Here is a 23,284-nt window from a genome sequence, read left to right on the forward strand (position 1 = left end):
GATAGTTTATGTTATTTTTGCATCCATGAGTCTTCTGCGTTACTATCTTGATAAGTTGGGGCATTTTTTGTCGGCGCATTCACGTCATGGTACCCATTCACCATTTGTATATCGGCTGGTAGATGAGGTGGTTTACGCCAAGCGCGTGCCGGGCGAGCCGCGAGACAAGGTAAAGCGGTTAGTGGGGCGGCTCATCGATCGGTTCCAACCGGCTACGGTATATACACATAACGCGTCGGTGCCGGTATCTCCCCTCGATTTTGTCTTTATTGACTGCGTTGCATTGGGCGATCCCGTTGCAGAACTAAGGGCATTGTGGCCGCACCTCCGCCACACAAGTGTGTTGGTAGTGTCCGGGTGCTATCGGACTGCCAAAGCAAAAGCATTGTGGCAAGCCATAAAGGCCAAGCCCGATGTCACGGTAACCATCGATTTATTCCGAGCGGGTTTGGTGTTCTTCCACTCCGGGCAAGCCCGGGAGGATTTTAAGATCAGGTATTGATGATTGGCCCGATGCGTTGATGGTAATGAACCCGCTATTGCGTGCGCACCCATTGCGCTTTTCCGAGAACTTGCACTTGGTTTCGGTTCTTCACATCCAACTTCATGTATAAATTGCCAATGTGGTATTTTGTTGTGCTCACCGTGATGAATAGCCGTTCCGAAATTTCCTTGTTCGTCAATCCATCCCAAATGCAGCGCAGCACATCGGTTTCCCGATCGGTAAGGTCGTGGTTTATGCGCAACTCGTCGGCCAATTCATCCTTTGTGGCAACCAAAGGCATACCTGCGGGATAGCCGCTTTCCGGTGCGCATGGATTGGCGGCGTCGACCTCCAATGCTTTCAGGTAGTTGTTCAGTTCCTCACGGTACCGTTCGTTTTCTTGTTGTAATGCCTTTACCTTGAAGATGATGGCGAAGCTGATACTGATGATTTCCAATGCGCTAACCAATCGGAAGGTGTTGATATCAAACCAGGTGTACTTTAACGGATCTAGACGTGAATAAAGGACGTATAGTATGCCGGTGAAGACGACCAGCGAGAAGGCCAACGTTAAAAAGCGGGCGTATACATCTTGTTTGAACCGCCTTACCGCTAAAAAGAGGCATGTCAGCGCGAAAAGAAAACAGGTAACCACAACGATATGTAAGAGTATGTTTTGCTGCGTTATGGTGTAACCCAAAGCACCCGACAGCAGGAGGGAGGCGGCCATGTAAAACCATTTCCTGTACGGTAGCAATACAGCCTCCAGACCCAGAAAATAATAGGTGAACAGTAGCGCGACGATAGCGGTAAAACTGCTGTTCCACACCGTTAGGTAATCCATTGTCCACTGTCCGTCCGAGAAATAATAGAACATGCCATCTTCATAAAAGAAGGAGACGAAAGTGGTGAATAGCAAAAGACAGTAGGTGATGAAACGCTTATCTTTAAAAACAAGGTAAAAGACAAGGTTAAAGACGACAGACATGAGTGCCAAGCCATAATATAATCCAATACGGAATAACCGGAACGATTCGCTGCTCAGAAATTGGTCGTGTTCTTGGATTTCAACCTGCAAGGTCTGCGGCTGGTGGTGGCCAATGGCTATATAATAGGTCGAATCGCTGGGTATCCATGCATATTGCGGAAACCGGCTTTTGAAATACCTCGATCGGCTATCGGTATTTCGTGGAATTTCCTTAAGCTTACCATCTTGTAAAACGTAGAAATGGTAATTGTATATCCGGGGCGATGGAATCTGGAAGACAACAGGTGTGCCCACCAAATCTGTGGGGATGTGACCCTGCATCCAGGTATATCCCTTGGGGACGTGCGGAATGTCGTAGGTGCCGATGTCGGCCGCTGTTGTGGGGTGCAGTTCGTCCATGACGGCGGCCGGAACGTCGGTTAATTCGGTGTTCGCAAAAGACATGGGCAAAGCGAGTATGGAAAGACAAGTGAGGAGGGATAGGCAAATAATTCTTTTCATCATTAAGCGACCGTGGGTTTTATTATGCTGGACCGAGCAAAAATAAGATAAGTTGACCATATGTCAATATACCCCGATGTGCGATATGCCCATTCGATGATTCGTTGAAGAGCCGATTTTCACCGTGTAACATAAAAGTTGCGGATGATGAGGCAATAATTTACGATGTTCGTGTGCAACTAATTCGGTAGCTTAGCGTCTTAGTATGAAACGCTTTGACCGTAACCGTGGTAATTAGCGCATGAATGAATATTTTTAACCAAAATCGTATGAAGTACACATTGTTAGTAACCGTTGTGGGTAGCCTTTTTTTGGGCGTGCCCGCATCAGGACATGTCGGATGGTATCCGCTGCAGGATACCCTTCTCAAAAAACAGCCCGACACCACGAAGGTGACACCACCGGACAGTACCGCGAAGGCGGTAGCGGATTCGGCGAAGAAAAAGAAAGATGAAAAACCCAGTGTGGAGGATAAGGTGAAATCGAGCAAGAAAATCGATGGACTCTTTACTCTGTACCGGGATACGGCTACTGCCAGTTTGCAGTTATACGTGACGAAGGAGCAATTGGACAAAGATTTTATTTACCAAAGCTTTTCGATGGGGGGGCCTACGTCGTTGTTCCTTAACGAAAACATGATTCGTGATACGTGGCTGTTCAGCATCCGCAAAAACCATGATAAGATCGAGTTCCTGCGTAAGAATACCGCCTTTTATTATGACCCTACCAACCCCGTTAGTAAGGCGGCCAATGCGGATGTGGCGGAGACCATTTTCCATTCGGAAAAGATTGCGGCTTCGGATAGTACGGGTTACCTCATCCCCATCGATGGTTTGTTCATCAGCAATAAGCTGGATGCGGTAAAGCCGGTAATGCCCCCCGGTACCCCTCCCACGGCAATGTTTAATCTCGGAAGCCTCAGTACGGGTAAATCGAGCTATGATACCGTGCGTTCGTTTCCGCATAATACGGACGTAGTGGTACGGTTGACATATGACAACCCCGCGCCGATGAATGGCGGGGGCAAGGACATTACCGATGCAAGGTATGTGACGGTTAGGATGCAGCATTCTTTCCTGGAAGTTCCCCAAAACAATTACCGCCCGCGGCGGGACGACCCGCGTGTGGGTTATTTCGGCGCTGAGGTGGACGACCTGACATCGATATCGCCCACGCCTTACCGCGATTTCATCAGCCGCTGGTACCTGGAAAAGAAAAATCCGAATGCGAAATTGAGCGAACCGGTGGAGCCGATTGTTTTCTGGATAGAGAATACGACACCGTTGGAATACCGGCCCATCATCAAGGAAGCGGGGGAGAAATGGAACGAGGCGTTTGAAGCGGCAGGTTTCAAGAATGCCATTGTGATGAAACAGATGCCCGATGATGTAGATTGGGATCCTGCGGATATCGCATATAACGTGATCCGTTGGAAGTCCTCGGCTAGTCCGAGCTATGGCGCTATCGGCCCCAGCTTTTACAACCCCCTTACCGGGCAGATCCTTGGCGCCGATATCACCGTCGAATGGCGGTCGGGCGCCGGCACGCCGGTGATGGATGACCTGTTCAATGGGGGGAATGCGGCCATGGCATCGCTGCCTTGGGAACACCCCGAGCAGGCAGCGGCGCAAACCGAATACGTGCACCATTCGCAGGTGAATCGCATGGCGCTATGCAACCTCGCCAATGAGCTGAGCATGCAGTTCCAGGCTGGTATCGTGGCGGTGGAAACCTTGGATGCCGGATCGGACGGGGCCGGCAAGTCGGAGGCCGTGAAAGAGATGCATAAACAATTCCTGTATTATCTGATCATGCACGAGATGGGCCATACCCTCGGCTTGAACCACAACATGCGGGCCAGCCAGATGTTGAGCCCGGAGCAGTTGCATGACACCAAATTGACACGTAAAATCGGTCTGCAAGGGTCCGTGATGGATTATCCGGCCATTAACGTGAGCCGCGACCGCAGCAAGCAGGGCGATTATTATACCACCAAAGCCGGCCCTTATGATATTTGGGCGATTGAATATGGCTATACGCCTTTTTCAACAGCGGAGGAAACGAAGGGATTGGACAAAATTTTGAGTCGAAGCACCGACCCACAGCTGGCTTTCGGCAATGATGCCGACGATATGCGCAGCCCGGGCAAGGCCATCGATCCGCGCGTGATGATAAACGACCATTCTAGCGACATGATGGCGTATGGCGAAGAACGTTTCTTGTTGGTCAACGACATGATGCCTAAACTGAAGGAGCGGTTCAGCCGACCCAACCAGGGGTACCAGGAGCTGTTGCAACGTTATGGCCAGCTGAATAGCCAACGGGCTAGCATGGCATCGGCCATCAGTCGTTACATCGGCGGGGTATATGTAGACCGTAGTTTTGTAGGGCAGGAAACGGACGCCCAGCCGTATACGCCCGTGCCGCTGGATATCCAGAAGAAGGCGATGGCATTGCTGGGCAAATATGTGTATGCCCCCGATGCGTTTGAAACGGACTATGCATTGTTCCCCTATTTGCAGCGGCAGCGCCGAGGGTTCAATTTCTTCAGCAGTACGGAAGACTATAAGCCGCAGAATACATTTAGATCCTTGCAAGTAAGCACACTTTCGCACATCTTGCACCCTACTACCCTCGCGCGTATCAGCAACAGTAGCCTTTATGGGAACACGTATTCAGTCACTGAGGTGATGAAGGACTTGACGGCGAATATCTTTGAGGCTGATTTGGGCGGTAATGTCAACTTGATTCGGCAGAATCTGCAAACGGACTATGTCAAAGCATTGATTGGCATACTGGAAGCCAAAGGGGGCTACGATTACGCAAGCAAAGCCGGCGCGTTGGCTACGTTGAACGATCTTAAAACCAAATTGGCCGGAGCTGCTGGAGCGGACGCACAGACAGCTGCTCACCGCCAAAGCTTACTGTTTATGATTGAACAGGCGTTGTCGGTGGATAAAGTATAAGGTCGATTTATCCTTTCCATAAAATCCTGCCCGTGCCGTAAGGCGTGGGCAGGATTTTTTTTGTCTGGCAATTAGGTTGTTGTGTGTTTTGTGATAAAAAAATTAGCTTTTTTGATTACATATTTATCAAAAGATAGTATCTTTGATTCGTTGAATGAATGTTAAACTTAAATCTTTTTAACCATGCAAGACAACCAACTTTCATTAAGCCAAACGCGTTTCCGGCACCTGCGTGCTGAGGAGATTGAAAACCCGTTCACTTACATCAATGAACTTTGTGAGCACGAAACCGAGTTGTATTACTTAAATCGAGATATCCTTGATCTCGTGAAAACCGCTTATTCCTATCGTGAAGAATTCTTTGATGGCATCCATAAAAGTTATGCATATAACCAAATTCAGGTTATCAAAGTCGTTGAGATACTGTTTGTCTTGCATTGCAGCAAACTAGATTTGAAACCTGGAAATGTACGGAGCTATGAGAACAATTATCGGTGTTTGAATCGCGAGGAGATGAATGATATCCGCGTGTTTCTGGGTGATTTTTTTGCCTTTCGTAGTCTTAGCGAATGGCATGAGTTTATCGATGATTTACTGATCTACGCTTATAAAGAGGGCGACGAGGGGCTCTTCAATGATGTCGATAAGCCGTTCAAAGTGATGGCCTATTTTGAAAAGCTAGCGGAGGCCTTTTTCCTTGTATATGAGATCATGAAGCTAAAGGAACGTTACCCAAAAGCCAGTGGTGAGGTGGCTGAACATAGCTAGATTTCTTGAATTGCATTTGCTCTTTACTCAATTTTTAACCTTAAACTTTTTCAACCATGGACTACAAAATTTTTGCGAGGGAAAACTACAACGTGAATGCGTTGAACAGTATGGAAATCAGCGATCCAATAACCGGATTAAAGGAATTCCTTGTCGGTAAGTCGGCCGACCAGTTTAAGCAACATCTCCGCGACTTGCTGTTTGCCGTATTCGAGAAACACGGATGGCGGCAGCACGGCGCTCCGTTAAACTTATATCAGAAAGCCAAAGAGGTAACTAAACTGATGGATTTTGTATGGCTGACTACGACATGCGAAATAGGGACCCAACAAAAAGGCGTTGGCCTTCAGGGGCACTACTTAAGGGAACAGTACCGACAACGCACTTTTAACAAGCTTTTCGTTAGGACACCGGCCAAAGACAAAGGCAGGTCGATACCGTGTGCCGATGTGGCGAGGGTGATTTTTAAGAAACGGCATGGTTTGTTGCTAAAAGACGACATCGAGCGGGTCTGGCTCGATGTAGCTCTCAATAGTTCCTATATGCCTAACCTAACGGTTGATTTCTATTGTATAGAATCTTCAACGGATGTGCACGACTATTGGTATATGATGACGATTGTTGACGCCGCATTCGAGCTGGTTAACGCCCCGACTCCGCAGCTTGACGCGGAAAAACTTAACTACTATCAGTTGTTCGCTTCTGACGCCGATCATCCCGATGGTTTATCCGAAGAAGATATCGAGCTTATTTTCAAAGGATTAAGCGGTGTGTTTTGGTATATCGATGAAGTGAAATTCCCGAAAGCCATCCGGAAGTGGTATGAATTGATCACTAAAACGGATCATTGGAAGAACCACAAAGATCCCGGAAACCTGTTGTATATTAAGGAGACGATCCAGCGCATGGTCGAGACGGCATGGTTGTGGAACCGGATGGGTTTTCCGGAGCTGAATGTTTGCGGGGTGAACAAGAAATACGTAGCTGATCTTTCCGCTGCGCAGATTGCCGACCCGATTGCATACGTGGATTACTTCTTTGGGCAACATCGGCTTTATGAATGGAAGCGCCTGTTAGCTAATTGGCTTGCTCAAAGTTTGTCGGATGAACCATGCCATGACACGGAAGTTACGCAGCAGGATTGCAGCGATATTATCCGGTTGGTGCAGGTGGCTCGTTTGATTGAACAGGGGATGTAGTGCTATAGAATGTTTCGCATATGGCAATAGCTAATTTAGTGTGCTATTGCTTTTCATAATTGTTATTCTTTTTTACGAGGCTGTAACGATTGTTTGATAATTGGCTGTTTTCCTTGGGATTTTTAATCCGATATGCTATTTTAAGCCCTAACATCTATTTTTTTAACCAATAAATCAATATACCAATGAAATTTTTCAGACATCTTCCGTGTTATTCGCTATGCTTTGTGTTGTTAACCGGTTTCTTTTTCGGATGCAAGCGGGATATCCCTCCGCTGCCAACAGAGGAAACAAGGAATGTAACGTTTAAACTGACGGGTTTTGAGGCAGAGACCATGCCGATGGACGGCTCCCGAGGTAATGCCCGGCTGGCACTTGATGGAATGGGGAGGGGAACGCAAGCATTGCTGAATATCGAGCCTAGTATGGAACCGCAGTACCTGTATTATTGGTCGTTTAACAACGAAGATCTGGAGCCGGATAAAGCCGTGGATGAGGCTGGAGCAGGGATTACCTTCGTTGGGAGCGGTTCCGAACCCGGTTATGTTAATGGGTTCGGGTTGGATCCGATTGAAGCGGGAAAAGCGCTCAATATAAAAGGCGTACAATCTATGGAAATAGACCTGCCTATGGCTAATATTGAATCGGTTACGACGTTCGACCTTGATATCAGTAGCTCTGCGACCGGCCCCAAGGATTTTTCCCTGTCTTTTTCCGTTGATGGCGGCGCCACTTTTGAAATGCTTGGCGCTACGAACCCCTTTGGTGCAACTTCAAGGGATCGTTACTCGTTCGATTTGAGCGGCTATCCACAGGTTCTTGGGGCCGTGACGTTACGACTGAAGTTCGAATTTTTACCCGGTGATCGCGGTGATGGTAGTGACTATAATGAGGCTACAGGTACGGTAAGGTTTGACAACATCCGCCTTTCCGGCGTGTACAACGCAACAAGCGGCGATTTGACTACGCCCAGTACCCTGCATTACTATATTTTCTCATCCGAAGATGGTAGTGTGGTGCAGAAACAGCAGCTCCCGATGAGCGCATTGGGCGATGGCGGCACACTCGATGTCCAGCTGCAAGATGGGGATTATGACGTGTTGTTCGTGGCTTACCGGTCGGGAAAGGGCATGTTATTGCCGGAAAATCTGACGAATGCAAATGAGTTTTATTTTGGGCAGCATTTCGATGACTATCGGGCGGTTACCTATGCCGCGTTGTTGGCGGGCGTGGTCGTGGGCGAGGCCGGGGTAGAAGAAACAGTGATGCTGAACCGATGTTACAGTTTGGTCGAGTTCGATTTTACGGACTCAGATGCCAACCTCCAACGCATCAAAAAAATTGAAATCATCCGATTGCATGACGACTTCCTGTACGCGCCATTCGGTGTGCCGGCGACAAGGGAAGAATCCGAAGCCGAGCGGATCGTGTTCAGTGATTTTAATAGCCTGGAAGACTATAAGATTAGCTTGCACCAGTTTTTCGGATTGCTCGATGTTGGCGGGAATGTCAATTATGAATTGACAGCTTACGGGGAGGGTGATGTGGCACTCAACACGGTAACCATAGCGCAAGAACTACGGAACAATGTCCGATTGCGGCTTACGGGTAAGCTGCTCGGCGACACCGGCACCATCAATGGCTTTTCCGTTGTATTCGATAACGCATGGAGCGAAACTTTGGAGCAGGAGTTTTGATGCCTTTTTTCGATCGTTCGGTGAAATGCTAACGTCATGAACGGCTATTTCCGCCGTTGGAAGACGAACTAAAGCGTACTAGAACGCTTCGCTAAGGGCGAGGTAAAACCCACCTTGTCGCTTCTCGCCCGGGCGTTTCTCGCCGAAGCCGTATTCAAGCCGGACGCTACTTTGGTGCTCTAGATCGAAAAAATAGCGGATGCCCCCGCCAAAAGAGGGGACGAAACGGGTATTGGATAGGCCACGGTGATAAGTGGAACCGGTACCGGCGAATCCGGCCACGCCCAATCGTGGATGGAAGCGGTAACGCAATTCGCCCTGTGCCGCGAGTAGGCTTCGGTCGCGATAGCGGCCGGAGTAATAGCCGCGCATCATCATGTCGCCCCCCAACTCGGGGTAGACGTAAAAGGGCACCCGGTGCCCGAATGTTGTTTTGTAATGGGCGTTCAAGCCCAAGGTGAGTGCACGGGTGAGGGGAACGAATGTGCGGAGATCGACGTCGACCAGGCTGCCCCGGAAATTGCTACCGCCGCCGAATCCTGGTGAATAGGCATATTTGACACGGGCATAATGGCCCCGCGTGGTATACGTGTTTCTGTTTCGGGTGTCATAGAGTTGGGAGACGCCCAGTATGAAATGGTATCCGCCGTCGTATCCGTACGGTTGCAGGGTGTCAAAGATTCCACCGCTTTCCCTATCGGAAAAATGATACCGTTCATAGGCAACGTTGAGTCCACCGTAATAGTCGGGCGCCAGTTCGCGCTCGCCCTCCAGCCGCACCCGAATCAGTTGCATGAGTACCACGTCTTCATCCTGCGCCGCCGTTTCGTTTCCCAGTCCGTAAAAATTGAACGGGAAATTACGAAAACGCAGTTCGCTGATGTAATGGTGACGATTCCCGGTGGTCCAGATATCGGATTCCAATTTGAGGTTGGTTTGCCGCCGCGTGGTGAACGTGCCGATGAAGGTGACGTTGGAGGTTCGGATGGCCGTGTCCGTTTTGTTCATGTAGAAATTATAAACACCCGCCAAGCCAAATTCCAATCCGGTTTCCTGCGCATATCCCAACGCGGGTAACGCTACAAATCCCGCCGATCTGGATGTATCTTTTTCGGGTGAGATGAAGCGCTTGATAAGGGGGTGCTCCCAAAAGCCTTTCTGTTCCTGCGAGACGGCAGGAAGCGTGGCACCGGCTAGGACTAGAACGAGGAAACAGCAGCGTACGACGACATTCATAGCGTAATTTATGCGGCGAAGATACGGATAAGCAGCGGAATGTGGTACCGCGCTAGAACAATGCGCTCGGGCCATTTTAGATTTTTGTAAATAATTTTTGTATTAAACCAAGTTTGTATATCTTTGCAGTCCCTAAGAAAAGGGGTGTTTTTTGAGGTTTTGCCTCCTTAGCTCAGCTGGTAGAGCAACTGACTTGTAATCAGTAGGTCGCTGGTTCGATCCCGGCAGGGGGCTCAAGAAAAACTGGGGGGATTCCAGAGCGGTCAAATGGGACGGACTGTAAATCCGTTGCTTCGGCTTCGAAGGTTCGAATCCTTCTCCCCCCACGCAAAGCGGAAGTAGCTCAATTGGTAGAGCGATAGCCTTCCAAGCTATAGGTTGCGGGTTCGAGGCCCGTCTTCCGCTCATTAGGTGTTTAGGCATTCATGCTCCGTCAGCCCACCCAGGTGGTGAATTGGCGGGCTTTGATTGTAAACACAAAAGCCGATGTAGCTCAGCGGTAGAGCACTTCCTTGGTAAGGAAGAGGTCATGGGTTCAAGTCCCATCATTGGCTCGTAAGGGTAACATAAGGTTAACATTTATACATTAAAATTTTAAATTACTAATTCGCATAAACATGGCAAAAGAGAAATTTGACCGCAGTAAGCCGCACTTAAACATTGGTACGATCGGTCACGTTGACCACGGTAAGACAACCACTACCGCTGCAATTACAAAGGTATTGGCGGAAAAGGGGTTTTCTGAAGCCCGTTCATTTGATTCGATTGACTCCGCTCCGGAAGAAAAAGAGCGTGGTATCACTATTAATACATCACACGTTGAATACCAAACCGAAAACCGCCACTATGCACACGTTGACTGCCCGGGTCACGCCGACTATGTGAAGAACATGGTTACGGGTGCTGCCCAAATGGACGGTGCCATTATCGTGGTAGCCGCTACAGACGGCCCGATGCCCCAAACGCGTGAGCACATCCTGTTGGCCCGCCAAGTAGGTGTTCCTGCATTGGTCGTGTTCATGAATAAAGTGGACTTGGTGGATGACCCTGAGCTGTTGGATTTGGTTGAAATGGAAATCCGTGAGTTGCTTTCTTTTTACGAGTATCCTGGCGACGATATCCCGGTAATCCGTGGTTCTGCCCTTGGTGGTTTGAACGGTGAACCGCAGTGGGTTGAAAAAATCATGGAATTGATGGATGCGGTAGATAACTACATTCCGATTCCTCCACGGTTGACAGACCTTCCGTTCCTGATGCCAATCGAGGACGTATTCTCTATCACCGGACGCGGTACTGTAGCAACAGGCCGTATCGAGCGCGGTGTGATCAATACGGGTGACCCGGTTGAAATCCTTGGTATGGGTGCCGAGAACTTGAAATCTACCGTAACAGGGGTGGAGATGTTCCGTAAAATTCTGGATTACGGTGAAGCCGGTGATAACGTGGGCCTGCTGTTGCGTGGTATTGAGAAAACCGATATCCGCCGTGGTATGGTAATCTGTAAGCCAGGTTCAGTAACTCCGCACACCGAGTTCAAGGCGGAAGTTTACGTATTGTCAAAAGCAGAAGGTGGCCGTCACACGCCGTTCTTCAACAAATACCGTCCGCAATTCTACTTCCGTACCACAGACGTAACCGGAGAGATTGCATTGCCTGATGGCGTAGAAATGGTTATGCCTGGTGATAACGTAACGATCACTGTAAAATTGATCAACGCTATCGCGATGGAAAAAGGCCTTCGTTTTGCTATCCGTGAAGGTGGTAGGACGGTAGGTGCCGGACAGGTAACTGAAATCCTTAAATAGATCCATCCTTGGGATGGGATTTATCCAGCCGATTAGCTAATCAGTAATGTGCTGATTAGCTAATCGTGTCTAAAAAACACGGGCATAGTTCAATGGTAGAATAGAGGTCTCCAAAACCTTTGATCTGGGTTCGAATCCTGGTGCCCGTGCTAATTATCGACAGAACATGGCGAACGTACTTGAATTTATAAAAGACTCCTATATCGAGATGACCCAAAAGGTCACTTGGCCCACTTGGGGGCAACTGCAGAATTCGGCCGTGGTCGTATTGGTTGCATCCATCATTATAGCGTTGCTCATTTTCGGGATGGATAAAGCATCGAGTAACGTGCTGGAATTGTTCTATAATATTGGGTCTTAATTGTCGGGAAAGAAGAAATGGCAGATCAAGCACTGAAATGGTATGTTGTACGGGCCGTAAGTGGTAAGGAGAAAAAGGTAAAGCAATATATTGAAGCTGAGGTGAATCGCTTGGGTATTAGTCATCTTGTGCCCCAAGTGCTGATTCCGATGGAAAAGTATTACCAAATGCGCGATGGTAAGAAGGTTGCTAAAGAGCGCAATTTCTATCCGGGATACGTGTTAATTGAAATCGCATTGGACGGTGAGCTTGAACACGTAATCAAGAACATCAACAGTGTCGTGGGTTTTTTAGGTGATAAGTCAGGGAACCCAATCCCATTGCGTCCGGCGGAAATCAACCGTATCTTGGGTAAGGTGGATGAAATGTCCGAGCAGGGTGAGCTGATGAGTGTGCCGTTCTACGTAGGCGAGTTGGTAAAAGTCAACGACGGGCCGTTCAATGGATTTACCGGTGAAATCGAAGAAGTGAACGAGGAGAAGAAGAAATTGAAGGTGATGGTAAAGGTGTTCGGCCGTAAGACTCCACTTGAATTGAATTATATACAGGTAGAGAAAGAATAAAAAAACCTGATAATATAATAAAAAAGTTGTACCTTTGCACTCCGTTTTGGGGTGCGAATGTGTTTTGCAACGATAAGCACTTCAGAATCTAAATGTTACGTTAAATGCTTCCAACTTACTAACAAACATTTATTAATTAAATTTAAGATCGAGAAATGGCAAAAGAAGTCAGTGCGTTAGTAAAATTACAAGTGAAGGGTGGCGCTGCGAATCCATCTCCCCCAGTTGGGCCCGCTTTGGGTGCAAAAGGGGTGAATATCATGGAGTTTTGCAAGCAATTCAATGCCCGTACGCAAGACAAGCCAGGCAAGGTATTGCCCGTCGTAATTACCGTATATAGCGACAAGTCATTCGATTTTATCATCAAGACCCCTCCCGTTGCCGTCCAGTTAGTGGAGGTTTCGGGTGTAAAGAAGGGATCGGGCGAACCTAACCGGAAAAAGGTAGGTACGGTTACTTGGGAACAAGTAGAAACCATTGCCAAAGATAAGATGACTGATTTGAACGCATTCACGGTAGAATCGGCGATGCGTATGGTTGCCGGAACGGCACGTAGTATGGGTATTACCGTGAGTGGCAGCGCGCCCTGGAATAATTAATTAACGAAATCAGTTTAAGAAAGTGGCAAGATTAACAAAAAATCAGAAAGCGGCACTATCCAAGATTGAAGTTGGTAAAGCATATACTTTGGAAGAGGCGGCAGCCTTGGTAAAGGATATGACCAACGTAAAGTTTGATGCGTCGGTGGATATTGATGTGCGCCTTGGCGTGGATCCCCGTAAGGCAAATCAAATGGTGCGTGGTATCGCCACTCTGCCACATGGTACGGGCAAAACGGTCCGTGTATTGGTTCTCTGTACCCCCGATAAGGAAGAGGAAGCCAAGGCTGCGGGAGCAGACCATGTCGGATTGGATGATTACATCAGCAAGATCGAAGGCGGATGGACCGACATCGATATCATTATTACCATGCCGAGCGTCATGGCAAAAGTAGGTAGGTTGGGCCGCATCCTCGGTCCACGGAACCTGATGCCTAATCCGAAAACAGGTACGGTAACAACGGATATCGGTAAAGCCGTAACCGATGTGAAGGCAGGGAAGATTGATTTCAAGGTGGACAAGACGGGAATTATCCATACCTCTGTAGGTAAAGTATCTTTTTCGCCGGAGAAGATTTATGATAATGCCTTGGAAGTATTGCAGACCATCTCTAAATTGAAACCGTCTGCGGCTAAAGGTACTTATTTCAAGAGTATTTACCTTTCTTCCACGATGAGTCCAGGTGTTCAAATTGAAACGAAATCAGTAGCGGGAATTTAATCATGAAAAGAGAAGAGAAACAAGAAATTGTTAAAGCTTTAACTGAGCAGATTAAATCGTACGGCAATTTTTACATTACCGACACGGCTGATTTGACTGTAGCAAAAGTTAACGGGATCCGCCGCAAATGCTTTGATAGAGGTATCGCTATCCAAGTGGTGAAGAACACGTTGATCCAGAAAGCACTCGTAGAAGCCGGAGTTGATTCGGAAGAATTGTTGGGTGTTTTGAAAGGGTCATCGACTATGTTGTTTTCCGAAACAGGTAGCGCGCCGGCCAAGTTGATCAAGGAACTTCGCAAAGAAGGCGATAAGCCGGTTTTGAAAGGTGCCTATATCGATGCGTCGGTATTTATCGGCGACAATCAGGTAGATGCGTTGAGCAAGCTCAAATCTAAGAATGAGCTCATCGGTGATGTCATTGGGTTGCTGCAATCACCTGCCAAGAATGTGTTATCCGCACTTCAATCCGGTGGTGGTACGTTGGCCGGTTTGGTTAAAACGTTACAAGAAAGAGGTTAATCGGGTCCCTCCAATCAGAATGCCCGAAGGATGGTTAATTGTTTTTTAAAAAGTAAATTCAAAAATTAAAAATAAAATGGCAGATTTAAAAGCGTTTGCTGAGCAGTTGGTAAACTTGACAGTAAAGGAAGTTAACGAGTTAGCTCAAATCTTGAAAGACGAGTACGGCATTGAGCCTGCTGCAGCGGCAGTAGCTGTTGCTGGTCCGGCTGCTGGCGGCGATGCGCCTGCTGCAGCAGAGGAAAAATCATCTTTCGATGTGATTTTGAAAGAAGCTGGCGGTCAGAAATTAGCTGTGGTTAAATTGGTTAAGGAATTGACCGGTCTTGGCCTGAAAGAAGCAAAAGATTTGGTTGATGGTGCGCCGAAAGAAATCAAAACTGGTGTAGCTAAAGACGAAGCTGAAGCTTTGAAAAAGCAACTCGAAGAAGCAGGAGCTGTTGTTGAGCTCAACTAATTCAGTGCATACAACACGCCTGAATGGGGTAGACTCTGACGTATATTTCGTCAGAGTCTATTCCTGTTTATGACTTTTCCCCATAGTATCAATACCACACCCGGGCTGTATGGGTGCCTTATCGAGGCAAAATCAGCATCAAAAGTGCAGTTTAAATAGTTAAACTAAAATCTTATTCCCTTGGCAAACAAAAATATTCAAAACGAAAGAGTAAATTTTGCAAGCAGCAGAAAGGTAATCGATTACCCTGATTTTCTGGATGTGCAATTGGAATCTTTCAGGGAGTTTTTTCAACTAGAAACGACTTCTGACAACCGCCACCAGGAAGGGTTGTTTAAGGTGTTTTCCGAAAACTTCCCCATTTCTGATTCAAGGAACATCTTCGTGCTTGAGTTTTTGGATTATTTCATTGATCCACCACGTTACGGTATACAGGAATGTATCGAACGTGGGCTGACCTATAGCGTGCCCCTCAAGGCGAAGTTACGTCTTTCGTGCAATGACGAAGAGCATGAGGATTTCGAGACCATCGTGCAGGACGTTTATTTAGGAACCATTCCCTATATGACCCCGAAAGGCACGTTCGTTATAAACGGCGCCGAGCGGGTTATCGTATCGCAATTGCACCGTTCGCCAGGTGTGTTTTTCGGCCAGAGCCGGCATACCAACGGTACGAAATTATACTCTGCCCGTGTCATCCCGTTCAAGGGCTCATGGATTGAGTTTGCTACAGACGTGAACAACGTCATGTATGCTTATATAGACCGTAAGAAGAAATTCCCGGTTACGACCCTTTTACGTGCCATTGGCTACGATTCGGACAAGGATATTTTGGAATTGTTCGAACTGGCCGACGAGGTGAAGGTGAGCAAGTCGGGACTTAAGAAATATGTAGGCCGTACACTGGCGGCTAGGGTACTGAAGAAATGGATTGAGGACTTCGTGGATGAGGATACCGGTGAAGTGGTTTCCATCGACCGTAACGAGGTCGTGCTTGAGCGGGAAACCGTATTGGAAGATGACCACATCGAACTGATTATCGATGCGGGCGTGAAGTCCATCATCCTCACCAAGGAAGATACGGCCAACAATGCCGATTACTCGATCATTTACAATACCCTGCAAAAAGATACGTCCAATTCAGAGAAAGAAGCCGTGGAACACATCTACAGGCAGTTGCGTAATGCGGAACCACCTGATGAGGAGACGGCCCGTGGCATTATCGAACGCTTGTTCTTTTCTGATAAACGTTACGACCTTGGTGACGTGGGCCGGTACCGTATCAATCGTAAGTTGCAATTGGATACCCCGGATGAGACCAAGGTGCTTACGCGCGAAGATATCATCGCCATTGTGAAATACTTGATCAACCTGATCAACTCCAAGGCGGAAGTCGATGACATCGACCACTTGTCCAACCGTCGGGTACGTACGGTAGGGGAGCAATTGTACTCGCAGTTCGGCGTGGGACTTTCACGTATGGCCCGCACCATCCGTGAGCGGATGAACATCCGCGACAACGAGGTGTTCACGCCTACGGATTTGATCAATGCACGTACGCTGTCTTCTGTGATTAATTCGTTCTTCGGTACCAACCAACTGTCGCAGTTCATGGACCAAACGAATCCTTTGGCGGAGATTACGCACAAACGTCGGTTATCGGCTTTAGGGCCTGGAGGGCTTTCGCGCGAGCGTGCCGGCTTTGAGGTGCGCGACGTACACTATACACACTACGGTCGGCTGTGTACCATCGAAACCCCAGAGGGACCGAATATCGGTTTGATTTCATCGCTCTGCGTGCACGCGAAGATCAATAATCTCGGCTTCATTGAAACGCCCTATCGACGGGTTGATGACGGACGGGTGGTGGTTGAGGAACCGGTCATCTACCTTTCGGCGGAGGATGAGGATGGTAAAACCATTGCACAAGCGAATGCCGAATACGACGATAAGGGGAATTTCATTACCCCGAAAGTAAAAGCTAGGTATGAAGGCGATTTCCCGGTTATTGAGCCGGAAAAGCTGGACTTGATGGATATTGCACCTAACCAGATCACGTCAATCGCGGCGTCGTTGATTCCATTCTTGGAGCACGACGATGCAAACCGTGCCCTGATGGGCTCCAACATGCAACGTCAGGCGGTGCCATTGTTACGTCCGGAAGCTCCCGTGGTAGGTACGGGTTTGGAAGGCCGCGTAGCACGCGACTCCCGTACATTGATCAACGCGGAAGCGAAAGGCGTGGTGGAATATGTGGATGCCAATGAGATCAAAATCCGGTATGAACGTACCGATGATGACCGATTGGTGTCGTTTGACGATGACGTGAAGACCTATCGCTTAATCAAGTTCAAGAAGACCAACCAGAGTACCTGCATTAACCTGAAGCCGATTGTTAAAAAAGGACAGCAGGTAGAGAAGGGACAGGTGCTGTGTGAGGGGTATGCGACCCAAAACGGTGAACTTGCGCTGGGACGCAATCTGAAGGTGGCGTTTATGCCATGGCAAGGATTCAACTTCGAGGATGCGATCGTGATTTCGGAACGTGTAGTGAGCCAAGATATCTTCACGTCCTTGCATATCGAGGAGTTCGAACTGGAGGTGCGGGATACGAAACGTGGTGAAGAAGAACTTACCGCGGATATCCCGAACGTTTCTGAGGAAGCGACAAAGGATCTGGATGAGAACGGTATTATCCGTGTGGGTGCTGAAGTGCGCGACGGTGATATTCTTATCGGTAAGATCACGCCAAAGGGCGAATCCGATCCATCTCCCGAAGAGAAGTTGCTCCGTGCCATTTTTGGCGACAAGGCGGGTGATGTGAAAGACGCATCCTTGAAAACCCCACCATCCATTAATGGTGTGGTCATTGATACCAAGTTGTTCTCCCGTGCGAAGAAAGTGGCTAAGGAAGAAGAGAAAAAAGCACTCGACCAACTGGATACGCAACATACGAAGGCGTTGAAGGTACTGAAGGATAAGTTGATAGAAAAACTGTTTACCATTGTGAACGGTAAGACCTCACAGGGCGTCTACAACGTTTATAAGGAACTGTTGGTGCCCAAGGGATCGAAGTTTACACAACGTATCCTTACCGAGCTCGAGTACGCAAATATCAATCCGACAGGATGGACCACCGATGAGGACAAGAATGAACTGATCAAGCAAACGCTCCATTTCTACAACATCAAGTTGAATGAGGAATTGGGTGCTTACAAGCGTGATAAGTTTGCGATCAGCGTCGGCGATGAGCTGCCTTCGGGCATCGTGCAGATGGCCAAGGTATTCATTGCTAAGAAGCGTAAGCTCAAGGTGGGTGATAAGATGGCCGGCCGTCACGGAAACAAGGGTATCGTTGCACGGATTGTGCGCGATGAGGACATGCCGTTCCTCGAGGATGGTACACCGGTTGATATCGTCTTGAATCCGTTGGGGGTACCTTCACGGATGAACCTCGGCCAGATTTACGAGACCGTATTGGGCTGGGCTGGCAAGAAGCTGGGTGTCAAATTTGCAACACCGATCTTTGACGGAGCCTCTACCGAAGAGGTAGAAGAATGGGTGAAAAAGGCCGAACTTCCCGAATCCGGACGGACTTACCTCTACAATGGGTTAACCGGAGAGCGCTTTGACCAACCGACAACGGTAGGTATCATCTATATGTTGAAACTGGGACACATGGTGGACGATAAGATGCACGCACGTTCGATCGGTCCATACTCGCTCATTACGCAGCAACCGTTGGGTGGTAAAGCCCAGTTTGGCGGACAGCGTTTCGGCGAAATGGAAGTATGGGCACTGGAAGCATTCGGTGCATCCAATATCCTCCAGGAAATCCTAACCGTCAAATCCGACGATGTGGTGGGCCGGGCTAAGACGTATGAAGCCATCGTCAAAGGCAACAACCTACCAACCCCGTCCGTGCCGGAGTCGTTCAACGTACTCGTACACGAATTGAGAGGTTTAGGTTTGGATATCACGCTGGATTAATCAAGCATAGCGCGTTAACTTTAGAAACGAAAGTATGTCTTACAAAAAGGATAATAAGATAAAAAGTAACTTCACCTCCATTACGATCAGCTTGTCGTCGCCCGAGACCATCCTCGAGCGATCAAGCGGTGAGGTGGTTAAACCGGAAACAATCAATTACCGGACGTATAAGCCCGAACGTGATGGTTTGTTTTGCGAACGTATTTTTGGGCCGGTAAAGGATTATGAATGCCATTGCGGTAAGTATAAGCGTATCCGGTACAAGGGAATCGTTTGCGACCGCTGTGGTGTGGAAGTGACCGAAAAGAAAGTGCGCCGCGAGCGTATGGGCCATATCAGTTTGGTTGTGCCCGTGGCCCATATCTGGTATTTCCGCTCCTTGCCCAATAAGATTGGTTACTTGCTGGGACTGCCCACGAAGAAGCTCGATATGATTATTTACTACGAGCGGTACGTGGTTATCCAGTCGGGGGTAAAGGAAGAGGATGGCATCCAGTATATGGATTTCCTCACGGAAGAGGAATACTTGGATATTCTGGATACCTTGCCGAAAGAAAACCAGTTCTTGGACGACACCGATCCACAGAAGTTCATCGCTAAAATGGGTGCTGAGGCCCTCGAGGAACTGTTGAAACGCCTTAACCTCGATCAGCTCTCGTATGATTTGCGTCATCAAGCGGCCAATGAAACATCGCAACAGCGTAAAAACGAAGCGTTGAAGCGTCTGCAAGTGGTTGAAGCATTCCGCGGTTCGCGCGACCGGATAGAAAACCGGCCGGAGTGGATGATCGTTAAAATCGTACCCATTATTCCGCCCGAGCTGCGCCCATTAGTGCCTTTGGAAGGTGGCCGTTTTGCGACTTCCGATCTCAATGATCTATACCGCCGGGTCATCATCCGTAATAACCGGTTAAAGCGCTTGATGGAAATCAAGGCGCCGGAAGTGATTCTCCGTAACGAGAAGCGGATGCTGCAAGAAGCAGTGGATTCCCTGTTCGACAACTCACGGAAAGTGAATGCCGTGAAGACAGAAGGAAACCGGGCATTGAAGTCGCTTTCCGACATCCTTAAAGGAAAACAGGGCCGCTTCCGCCAAAACTTGTTGGGTAAGCGCGTGGATTATTCCGCACGTTCGGTCATTGTGGTTGGACCCAACTTGAAATTGCACGAGTGCGGTCTGCCTAAAGACATGGCTGCCGAATTATACAAACCGTTCGTTATCCGCAAGATGATTGAGCGGGGTATCGTGAAAACGGTAAAGTCGGCGAAAAAGATTGTAGACAGGAAGGATCCCGTAGTTTGGGATATTCTTGAAAATGTATTGAAAGGACACCCTGTACTACTTAACCGGGCACCGACACTGCACCGTTTGGGTATCCAAGCTTTCCAGCCGACATTGGTGGAAGGGAAAGCCATTCAACTACACCCCTTGGTATGTACGGCATTCAACGCCGACTTTGACGGTGACCAGATGGCGGTGCACTTGCCATTGGGTAATGCGGCCATACTGGAAGCGCAGATATTGATGCTTGCATCACACAACATTCTCAATCCAGCGAACGGTACGCCGATTACGGTTCCGTCGCAAGACATGGTATTGGGGCTTTATTACATGACCAAGGGTCGTAAAACAGATGAAACCCGCGTAATCAAAGGGGAAGGGATGACCTTCTATTCGGCAGAGGAAGTGATTATTGCGCATAACGAAAAGCAAATCGATTTGCATGCTTTTATCAAGGTCAAGACCAAGGTAAAGGGTGCCGACGGTAATATCGAGGAGCGCGTCATCGAAACAACCGTTGGGCGTGTGTTGTTCAACCAGGTCGTTCCGGAGGAAATCGGTTATGTGAATGAACTGTTGACCAAAAAGTCACTCCGTGATACGATTGGTAAGGTGGTGAAAATCACCGGTATGGCACGCGCGGCGAAGTTCCTGGACGACATCAAGGAACTTGGTTTCCAAATGGCGTTCAAAGGTGGACTCTCGTTCAACTTGCAGGATTTGAATATCCCCGATGCAAAAGTTGACCTGATTGAACAGGCAACGAAGGAGGTTGAAGAGGTGATGAATAACTATAACATGGGCTTCATCACCAACAACGAACGGTATAACCAAATCATTGATATCTGGACCCGTATCAACAACCGGTTGACGGCCAACGTAATGGAGATCCTGTCGACCGACAACCAAGGGTTCAACTCGGTGTATATGATGCTGGATTCTGGTGCCCGTGGTTCCAAAGAGCAGATCCGCCAGCTTTGCGGTATGCGGGGGTTGATGGCGAAACCACAGAAATCAGGTTCATCGGGAGGAGAGATTATCGAAAACCCGATTCTCTCAAACTTCAAAGAAGGACTATCCGTACTTGAATACTTTATTTCTACACACGGTGCACGTAAAGGTCTTGCGGATACGGCGTTGAAAACGGCCGATGCGGGCTACCTTACCCGGCGCTTGCACGACGTGGCTCAGGATATGATTGTAGTTGATGAAGACTGCGGCGGCTTGAGAGGGGTTTATACCACGGCATTGAAAGATAATGAAGATATTATCGAACCGTTATATGACCGTATACTTGGTCGGGTATCGTTACACGATGTGCACGATCCGGTCACAGGCGACTTGCTGGTTGCCGCAGACCAGGATATCGATGAAGAGGTTGCTGCGAGAATCGAGCATTCTTCTGTAGAAGGTTTGGAAATCCGCTCGGTATTGACCTGTGAAAGCCGACGTGGTGTCTGCTCCTTGTGTTATGGACGGAACCTTGCCACCGGTAAGCGCGTACAGAAAGGCGAGGCTGTTGGCGTAATTGCTGCCCAGTCTATCGGTGAGCCCGGGACCCAGCTTACGCTCCGTACATTCCACGTGGGTGGTACGGCATCTAACATCGCGGCGGAGTCGCAGATATTTGCCAAGTTTGACGGTATTGTTGAATTGGAAAATATCCGGTCGGTTCCACACGTGGGCGAGGAAGGTCCCGATCAGGTGGTTATCGGCCGTTCCGGCGAATTCAGGATCATCGATCCCGAATCGAAGAAAGTCCTGATGACTAATAATATCCCCTACGGTTCGTTCCTTTACGTGAACGCTGGTGATACTGTGGCAAAGGGGCAACGTGTTTGTTCTTGGGATCCGTACAACGCGGTGATTATCTCCGAATTCGGTGGTAAGGTAGAGTTTGAATCCATTATCGAAGGGGTTACCTTCCGTGAGGAATCCGATGAACAAACCGGACACCGTGAAAAGGTAATTATCGACACGCGCGATAAAACCAAGAACCCAGCCATTAAGATCCTGGATGGGAAAGGTGCGGTTATTCGTACATATAACATCCCCGTGGGAGCACACGTTTCGGTAAATGACGGTGTTGCCGTAAAAGAAGGGGTGATTCTCGCCAAGATTCCGCGTTCTACAGGTAAGACACGCGATATCACGGGTGGTTTGCCACGTGTTACCGAACTATTTGAAGCCCGTAACCCATCCAACCCTGCGGTGGTGACCGAAATCGATGGTGTGGTAACATTGGGCGGCGTGAAACGCGGTAACCGTGAAATATCAATCGAGTCGCGTGATGGACAGATCAAGAAGTACCTGGTGCCCCTGTCGAAGCATATCCTGGTCCAGGATAACGACTTTGTAAGGGCCGGCATGCCACTGTCGGACGGATCGATTTCTCCTGCCGATATTTTGGCAATCAAGGGGCCATCGGCGGTTCAAGAATACCTTGTTAACGGTATACAAGAAGTCTATCGCCTGCAAGGTGTAAAAATCAACGACAAACATTTTGAGACCATCGTGCACCAGATGATGCAGAAAGTGGAAATTGCAGATCCGGGTGATACACGGTTCTTGGAACGTGAGGCCGTAAACAGGTGGGATTTCGTTGAAGAGAATGACGCAATTTATGACAAGAAAGTGGTTGTAGATGAAGGTGATTCCGAGGAATTGAAGCCGGGGCAAATTGTGTCCATGCGTAAGTTGCGGGATGTCAATTCCGGATTGAAACGGCGCGATTTGAAATTGGTGGAAGTACGCGACGCGATACCTGCCACGTCGAGCCCCTTGTTGCAAGGGATTACCCGGGCATCGTTGGGAACGAAGTCATTCATTTCGGCTGCGTCTTTCCAGGAGACGACCAAGGTGCTCAACGAAGCTTCTATCGCTGGCAAACGCGACAATCTCCTCGGCTTGAAAGAGAACGTCATCGTCGGTCACTTGATCCCGTCAGGGACGGGCTTACGCGACTACGAGGGGATCATCGTAGGGTCTCAAGAGGAGTACGATCAATTACTGGCTTCCAAAGAGGAAGACTAGTCTGTGATTAGCCGATCAATGATCTGTGATCAATAAAATTCATCAAAACCGCCGGGCTAATATCCGGCGGTTTTTTTATGCTTACGCGCTGTGCTAAGGTCTAAGGCCTGATA

Annotated in this window: 16 protein-coding genes and 5 tRNA genes; 19 read left to right on the forward strand and 2 right to left on the reverse strand. The window is 48.5% G+C overall.

Going from position 1 to position 23,284, the window contains the following annotated elements:
* Positions 1-25 precede the first annotated feature (25 nt).
* Positions 26-502, forward strand: a complete 477-nt coding sequence (locus ACO1NT_RS01345) for a hypothetical protein (protein ID WP_449046553.1) — start codon at positions 26-28, stop codon at positions 500-502.
* A gap of 34 nt (positions 503-536) precedes the next feature.
* Here the strand turns inward: ACO1NT_RS01345 and ACO1NT_RS01350 are convergent, their stop codons facing one another.
* Positions 537-1,976, reverse strand: a complete 1,440-nt coding sequence (locus tag ACO1NT_RS01350) for a 7TM diverse intracellular signaling domain-containing protein (protein ID WP_449046554.1) — start codon at positions 1,974-1,976, stop codon at positions 537-539.
* Positions 1,977-2,242: 266 nt separating this feature from the next.
* Between ACO1NT_RS01350 and ACO1NT_RS01355 the strand changes: the two genes are divergently transcribed.
* From ACO1NT_RS01355 to ACO1NT_RS01370, 4 genes are all read left to right on the forward strand, one after another.
* The gene (locus tag ACO1NT_RS01355; protein WP_449046556.1) at positions 2,243-4,939 is read left to right on the forward strand and encodes a zinc-dependent metalloprotease; all 2,697 of its coding nucleotides are present in this window, start codon (positions 2,243-2,245) and stop codon (positions 4,937-4,939) included.
* A gap of 183 nt (positions 4,940-5,122) precedes the next feature.
* The gene (locus tag ACO1NT_RS01360) at positions 5,123-5,707 is read left to right on the forward strand and encodes a hypothetical protein (RefSeq protein WP_449046558.1); all 585 of its coding nucleotides are present in this window, start codon (positions 5,123-5,125) and stop codon (positions 5,705-5,707) included.
* Positions 5,708-5,763: 56 nt separating this feature from the next.
* Complete coding sequence (locus ACO1NT_RS01365; protein WP_449046559.1) at positions 5,764-6,906, forward strand: hypothetical protein; 1,143 nt, start codon at positions 5,764-5,766, stop codon at positions 6,904-6,906.
* A gap of 185 nt (positions 6,907-7,091) precedes the next feature.
* Positions 7,092-8,603: a hypothetical protein gene (locus ACO1NT_RS01370; RefSeq protein ID WP_449046560.1), complete on the forward strand. Its 1,512-nt coding sequence runs from the start codon at positions 7,092-7,094 to the stop codon at positions 8,601-8,603.
* 78 nt (positions 8,604-8,681) lie between these two features.
* Here ACO1NT_RS01370 and ACO1NT_RS01375 read toward each other — a convergent pair whose 3' ends face one another.
* A complete protein-coding gene (locus tag ACO1NT_RS01375) occupies positions 8,682-9,839 on the reverse strand; it encodes a BamA/TamA family outer membrane protein (RefSeq protein ID WP_449046562.1) in 1,158 nt (385 codons plus the stop codon).
* 161 nt (positions 9,840-10,000) lie between these two features.
* Between ACO1NT_RS01375 and ACO1NT_RS01380 the strand changes: the two genes are divergently transcribed.
* The 14 genes from ACO1NT_RS01380 to rpoC all read left to right on the forward strand — a co-directional run bounded on the left by ACO1NT_RS01380 (position 10,001) and on the right by rpoC (position 23,171).
* Positions 10,001-10,073 (forward strand) — tRNA-Thr (locus ACO1NT_RS01380).
* Between the two features lie 11 nt (positions 10,074-10,084).
* Positions 10,085-10,165, forward strand: a tRNA-Tyr gene (locus ACO1NT_RS01385).
* 6 nt (positions 10,166-10,171) lie between these two features.
* Positions 10,172-10,244, forward strand: a tRNA-Gly gene (locus tag ACO1NT_RS01390).
* Between the two features lie 77 nt (positions 10,245-10,321).
* Positions 10,322-10,393: transfer RNA gene (locus tag ACO1NT_RS01395), tRNA-Thr, on the forward strand.
* 63 nt (positions 10,394-10,456) lie between these two features.
* Positions 10,457-11,644, forward strand: a complete 1,188-nt coding sequence (tuf, locus tag ACO1NT_RS01400; RefSeq protein ID WP_449046563.1) for an elongation factor Tu — start codon at positions 10,457-10,459, stop codon at positions 11,642-11,644.
* Positions 11,645-11,722: 78 nt separating this feature from the next.
* Positions 11,723-11,793: transfer RNA gene (locus tag ACO1NT_RS01405), tRNA-Trp, on the forward strand.
* Between the two features lie 17 nt (positions 11,794-11,810).
* Positions 11,811-12,005 carry a preprotein translocase subunit SecE gene (gene secE, locus ACO1NT_RS01410; RefSeq protein ID WP_325636315.1) on the forward strand — a complete coding sequence of 65 codons (195 nt, stop codon included), beginning with the start codon at positions 11,811-11,813 and terminating at the stop codon, positions 12,003-12,005.
* A gap of 17 nt (positions 12,006-12,022) precedes the next feature.
* Positions 12,023-12,568 (forward strand): transcription termination/antitermination protein NusG, encoded by a 546-nt coding sequence (nusG, locus tag ACO1NT_RS01415; RefSeq protein ID WP_449046564.1) that lies wholly within the window; start codon positions 12,023-12,025, stop codon positions 12,566-12,568.
* 155 nt (positions 12,569-12,723) lie between these two features.
* Positions 12,724-13,167 (forward strand): 50S ribosomal protein L11, encoded by a 444-nt coding sequence (gene rplK / locus ACO1NT_RS01420; RefSeq protein ID WP_449046565.1) that lies wholly within the window; start codon positions 12,724-12,726, stop codon positions 13,165-13,167.
* A gap of 22 nt (positions 13,168-13,189) precedes the next feature.
* A complete protein-coding gene (gene rplA / locus ACO1NT_RS01425) occupies positions 13,190-13,888 on the forward strand; it encodes a 50S ribosomal protein L1 (protein ID WP_449046566.1) in 699 nt (232 codons plus the stop codon).
* Positions 13,889-13,890: 2 nt separating this feature from the next.
* A complete protein-coding gene (gene rplJ / locus ACO1NT_RS01430; protein WP_449046567.1) occupies positions 13,891-14,409 on the forward strand; it encodes a 50S ribosomal protein L10 in 519 nt (172 codons plus the stop codon).
* Between the two features lie 76 nt (positions 14,410-14,485).
* Positions 14,486-14,866 carry a 50S ribosomal protein L7/L12 gene (gene rplL / locus ACO1NT_RS01435; RefSeq protein ID WP_449046569.1) on the forward strand — a complete coding sequence of 127 codons (381 nt, stop codon included), beginning with the start codon at positions 14,486-14,488 and terminating at the stop codon, positions 14,864-14,866.
* Positions 14,867-15,046: 180 nt separating this feature from the next.
* A complete protein-coding gene (rpoB, locus tag ACO1NT_RS01440; RefSeq protein WP_449046570.1) occupies positions 15,047-18,856 on the forward strand; it encodes a DNA-directed RNA polymerase subunit beta in 3,810 nt (1,269 codons plus the stop codon).
* A 34-nt stretch (positions 18,857-18,890) separates the two neighbouring features.
* Positions 18,891-23,171, forward strand: a complete 4,281-nt coding sequence (gene rpoC, locus ACO1NT_RS01445; protein ID WP_449046571.1) for a DNA-directed RNA polymerase subunit beta' — start codon at positions 18,891-18,893, stop codon at positions 23,169-23,171.
* Positions 23,172-23,284 lie beyond the last annotated feature (113 nt).

The sequence above is a fragment of the Parapedobacter sp. genome, assembly GCF_053550995.1.

Bases quoted from the DNA above. Each gene is read 5' to 3' on its own strand.
- nusG (WP_449046564.1), top strand. From the start codon at position 12,023: ATGGCAGATCAAGCACTGAAATGGTATGTTGTACGGGCCGTAAGTGGT.
- ACO1NT_RS01355 (WP_449046556.1), top strand. From the start codon at position 2,243: ATGAAGTACACATTGTTAGTAACCGTTGTGGGTAGCCTTTTTTTGGGC.
- ACO1NT_RS01350 (WP_449046554.1), bottom strand. From the start codon at position 1,976: ATGATGAAAAGAATTATTTGCCTATCCCTCCTCACTTGTCTTTCCATA.
- ACO1NT_RS01375 (WP_449046562.1), bottom strand. From the start codon at position 9,839: ATGAATGTCGTCGTACGCTGCTGTTTCCTCGTTCTAGTCCTAGCCGGT.
- rplL (WP_449046569.1), top strand. From the start codon at position 14,486: ATGGCAGATTTAAAAGCGTTTGCTGAGCAGTTGGTAAACTTGACAGTA.
- ACO1NT_RS01360 (WP_449046558.1), top strand. From the start codon at position 5,123: ATGCAAGACAACCAACTTTCATTAAGCCAAACGCGTTTCCGGCACCTG.
- ACO1NT_RS01345 (WP_449046553.1), top strand. From the start codon at position 26: ATGAGTCTTCTGCGTTACTATCTTGATAAGTTGGGGCATTTTTTGTCG.
- tuf (WP_449046563.1), top strand. From the start codon at position 10,457: ATGGCAAAAGAGAAATTTGACCGCAGTAAGCCGCACTTAAACATTGGT.
- ACO1NT_RS01365 (WP_449046559.1), top strand. From the start codon at position 5,764: ATGGACTACAAAATTTTTGCGAGGGAAAACTACAACGTGAATGCGTTG.
- rpoC (WP_449046571.1), top strand. From the start codon at position 18,891: ATGTCTTACAAAAAGGATAATAAGATAAAAAGTAACTTCACCTCCATT.
- secE (WP_325636315.1), top strand. From the start codon at position 11,811: ATGGCGAACGTACTTGAATTTATAAAAGACTCCTATATCGAGATGACC.
- ACO1NT_RS01370 (WP_449046560.1), top strand. From the start codon at position 7,092: ATGAAATTTTTCAGACATCTTCCGTGTTATTCGCTATGCTTTGTGTTG.
- rplK (WP_449046565.1), top strand. From the start codon at position 12,724: ATGGCAAAAGAAGTCAGTGCGTTAGTAAAATTACAAGTGAAGGGTGGC.
- rplJ (WP_449046567.1), top strand. From the start codon at position 13,891: ATGAAAAGAGAAGAGAAACAAGAAATTGTTAAAGCTTTAACTGAGCAG.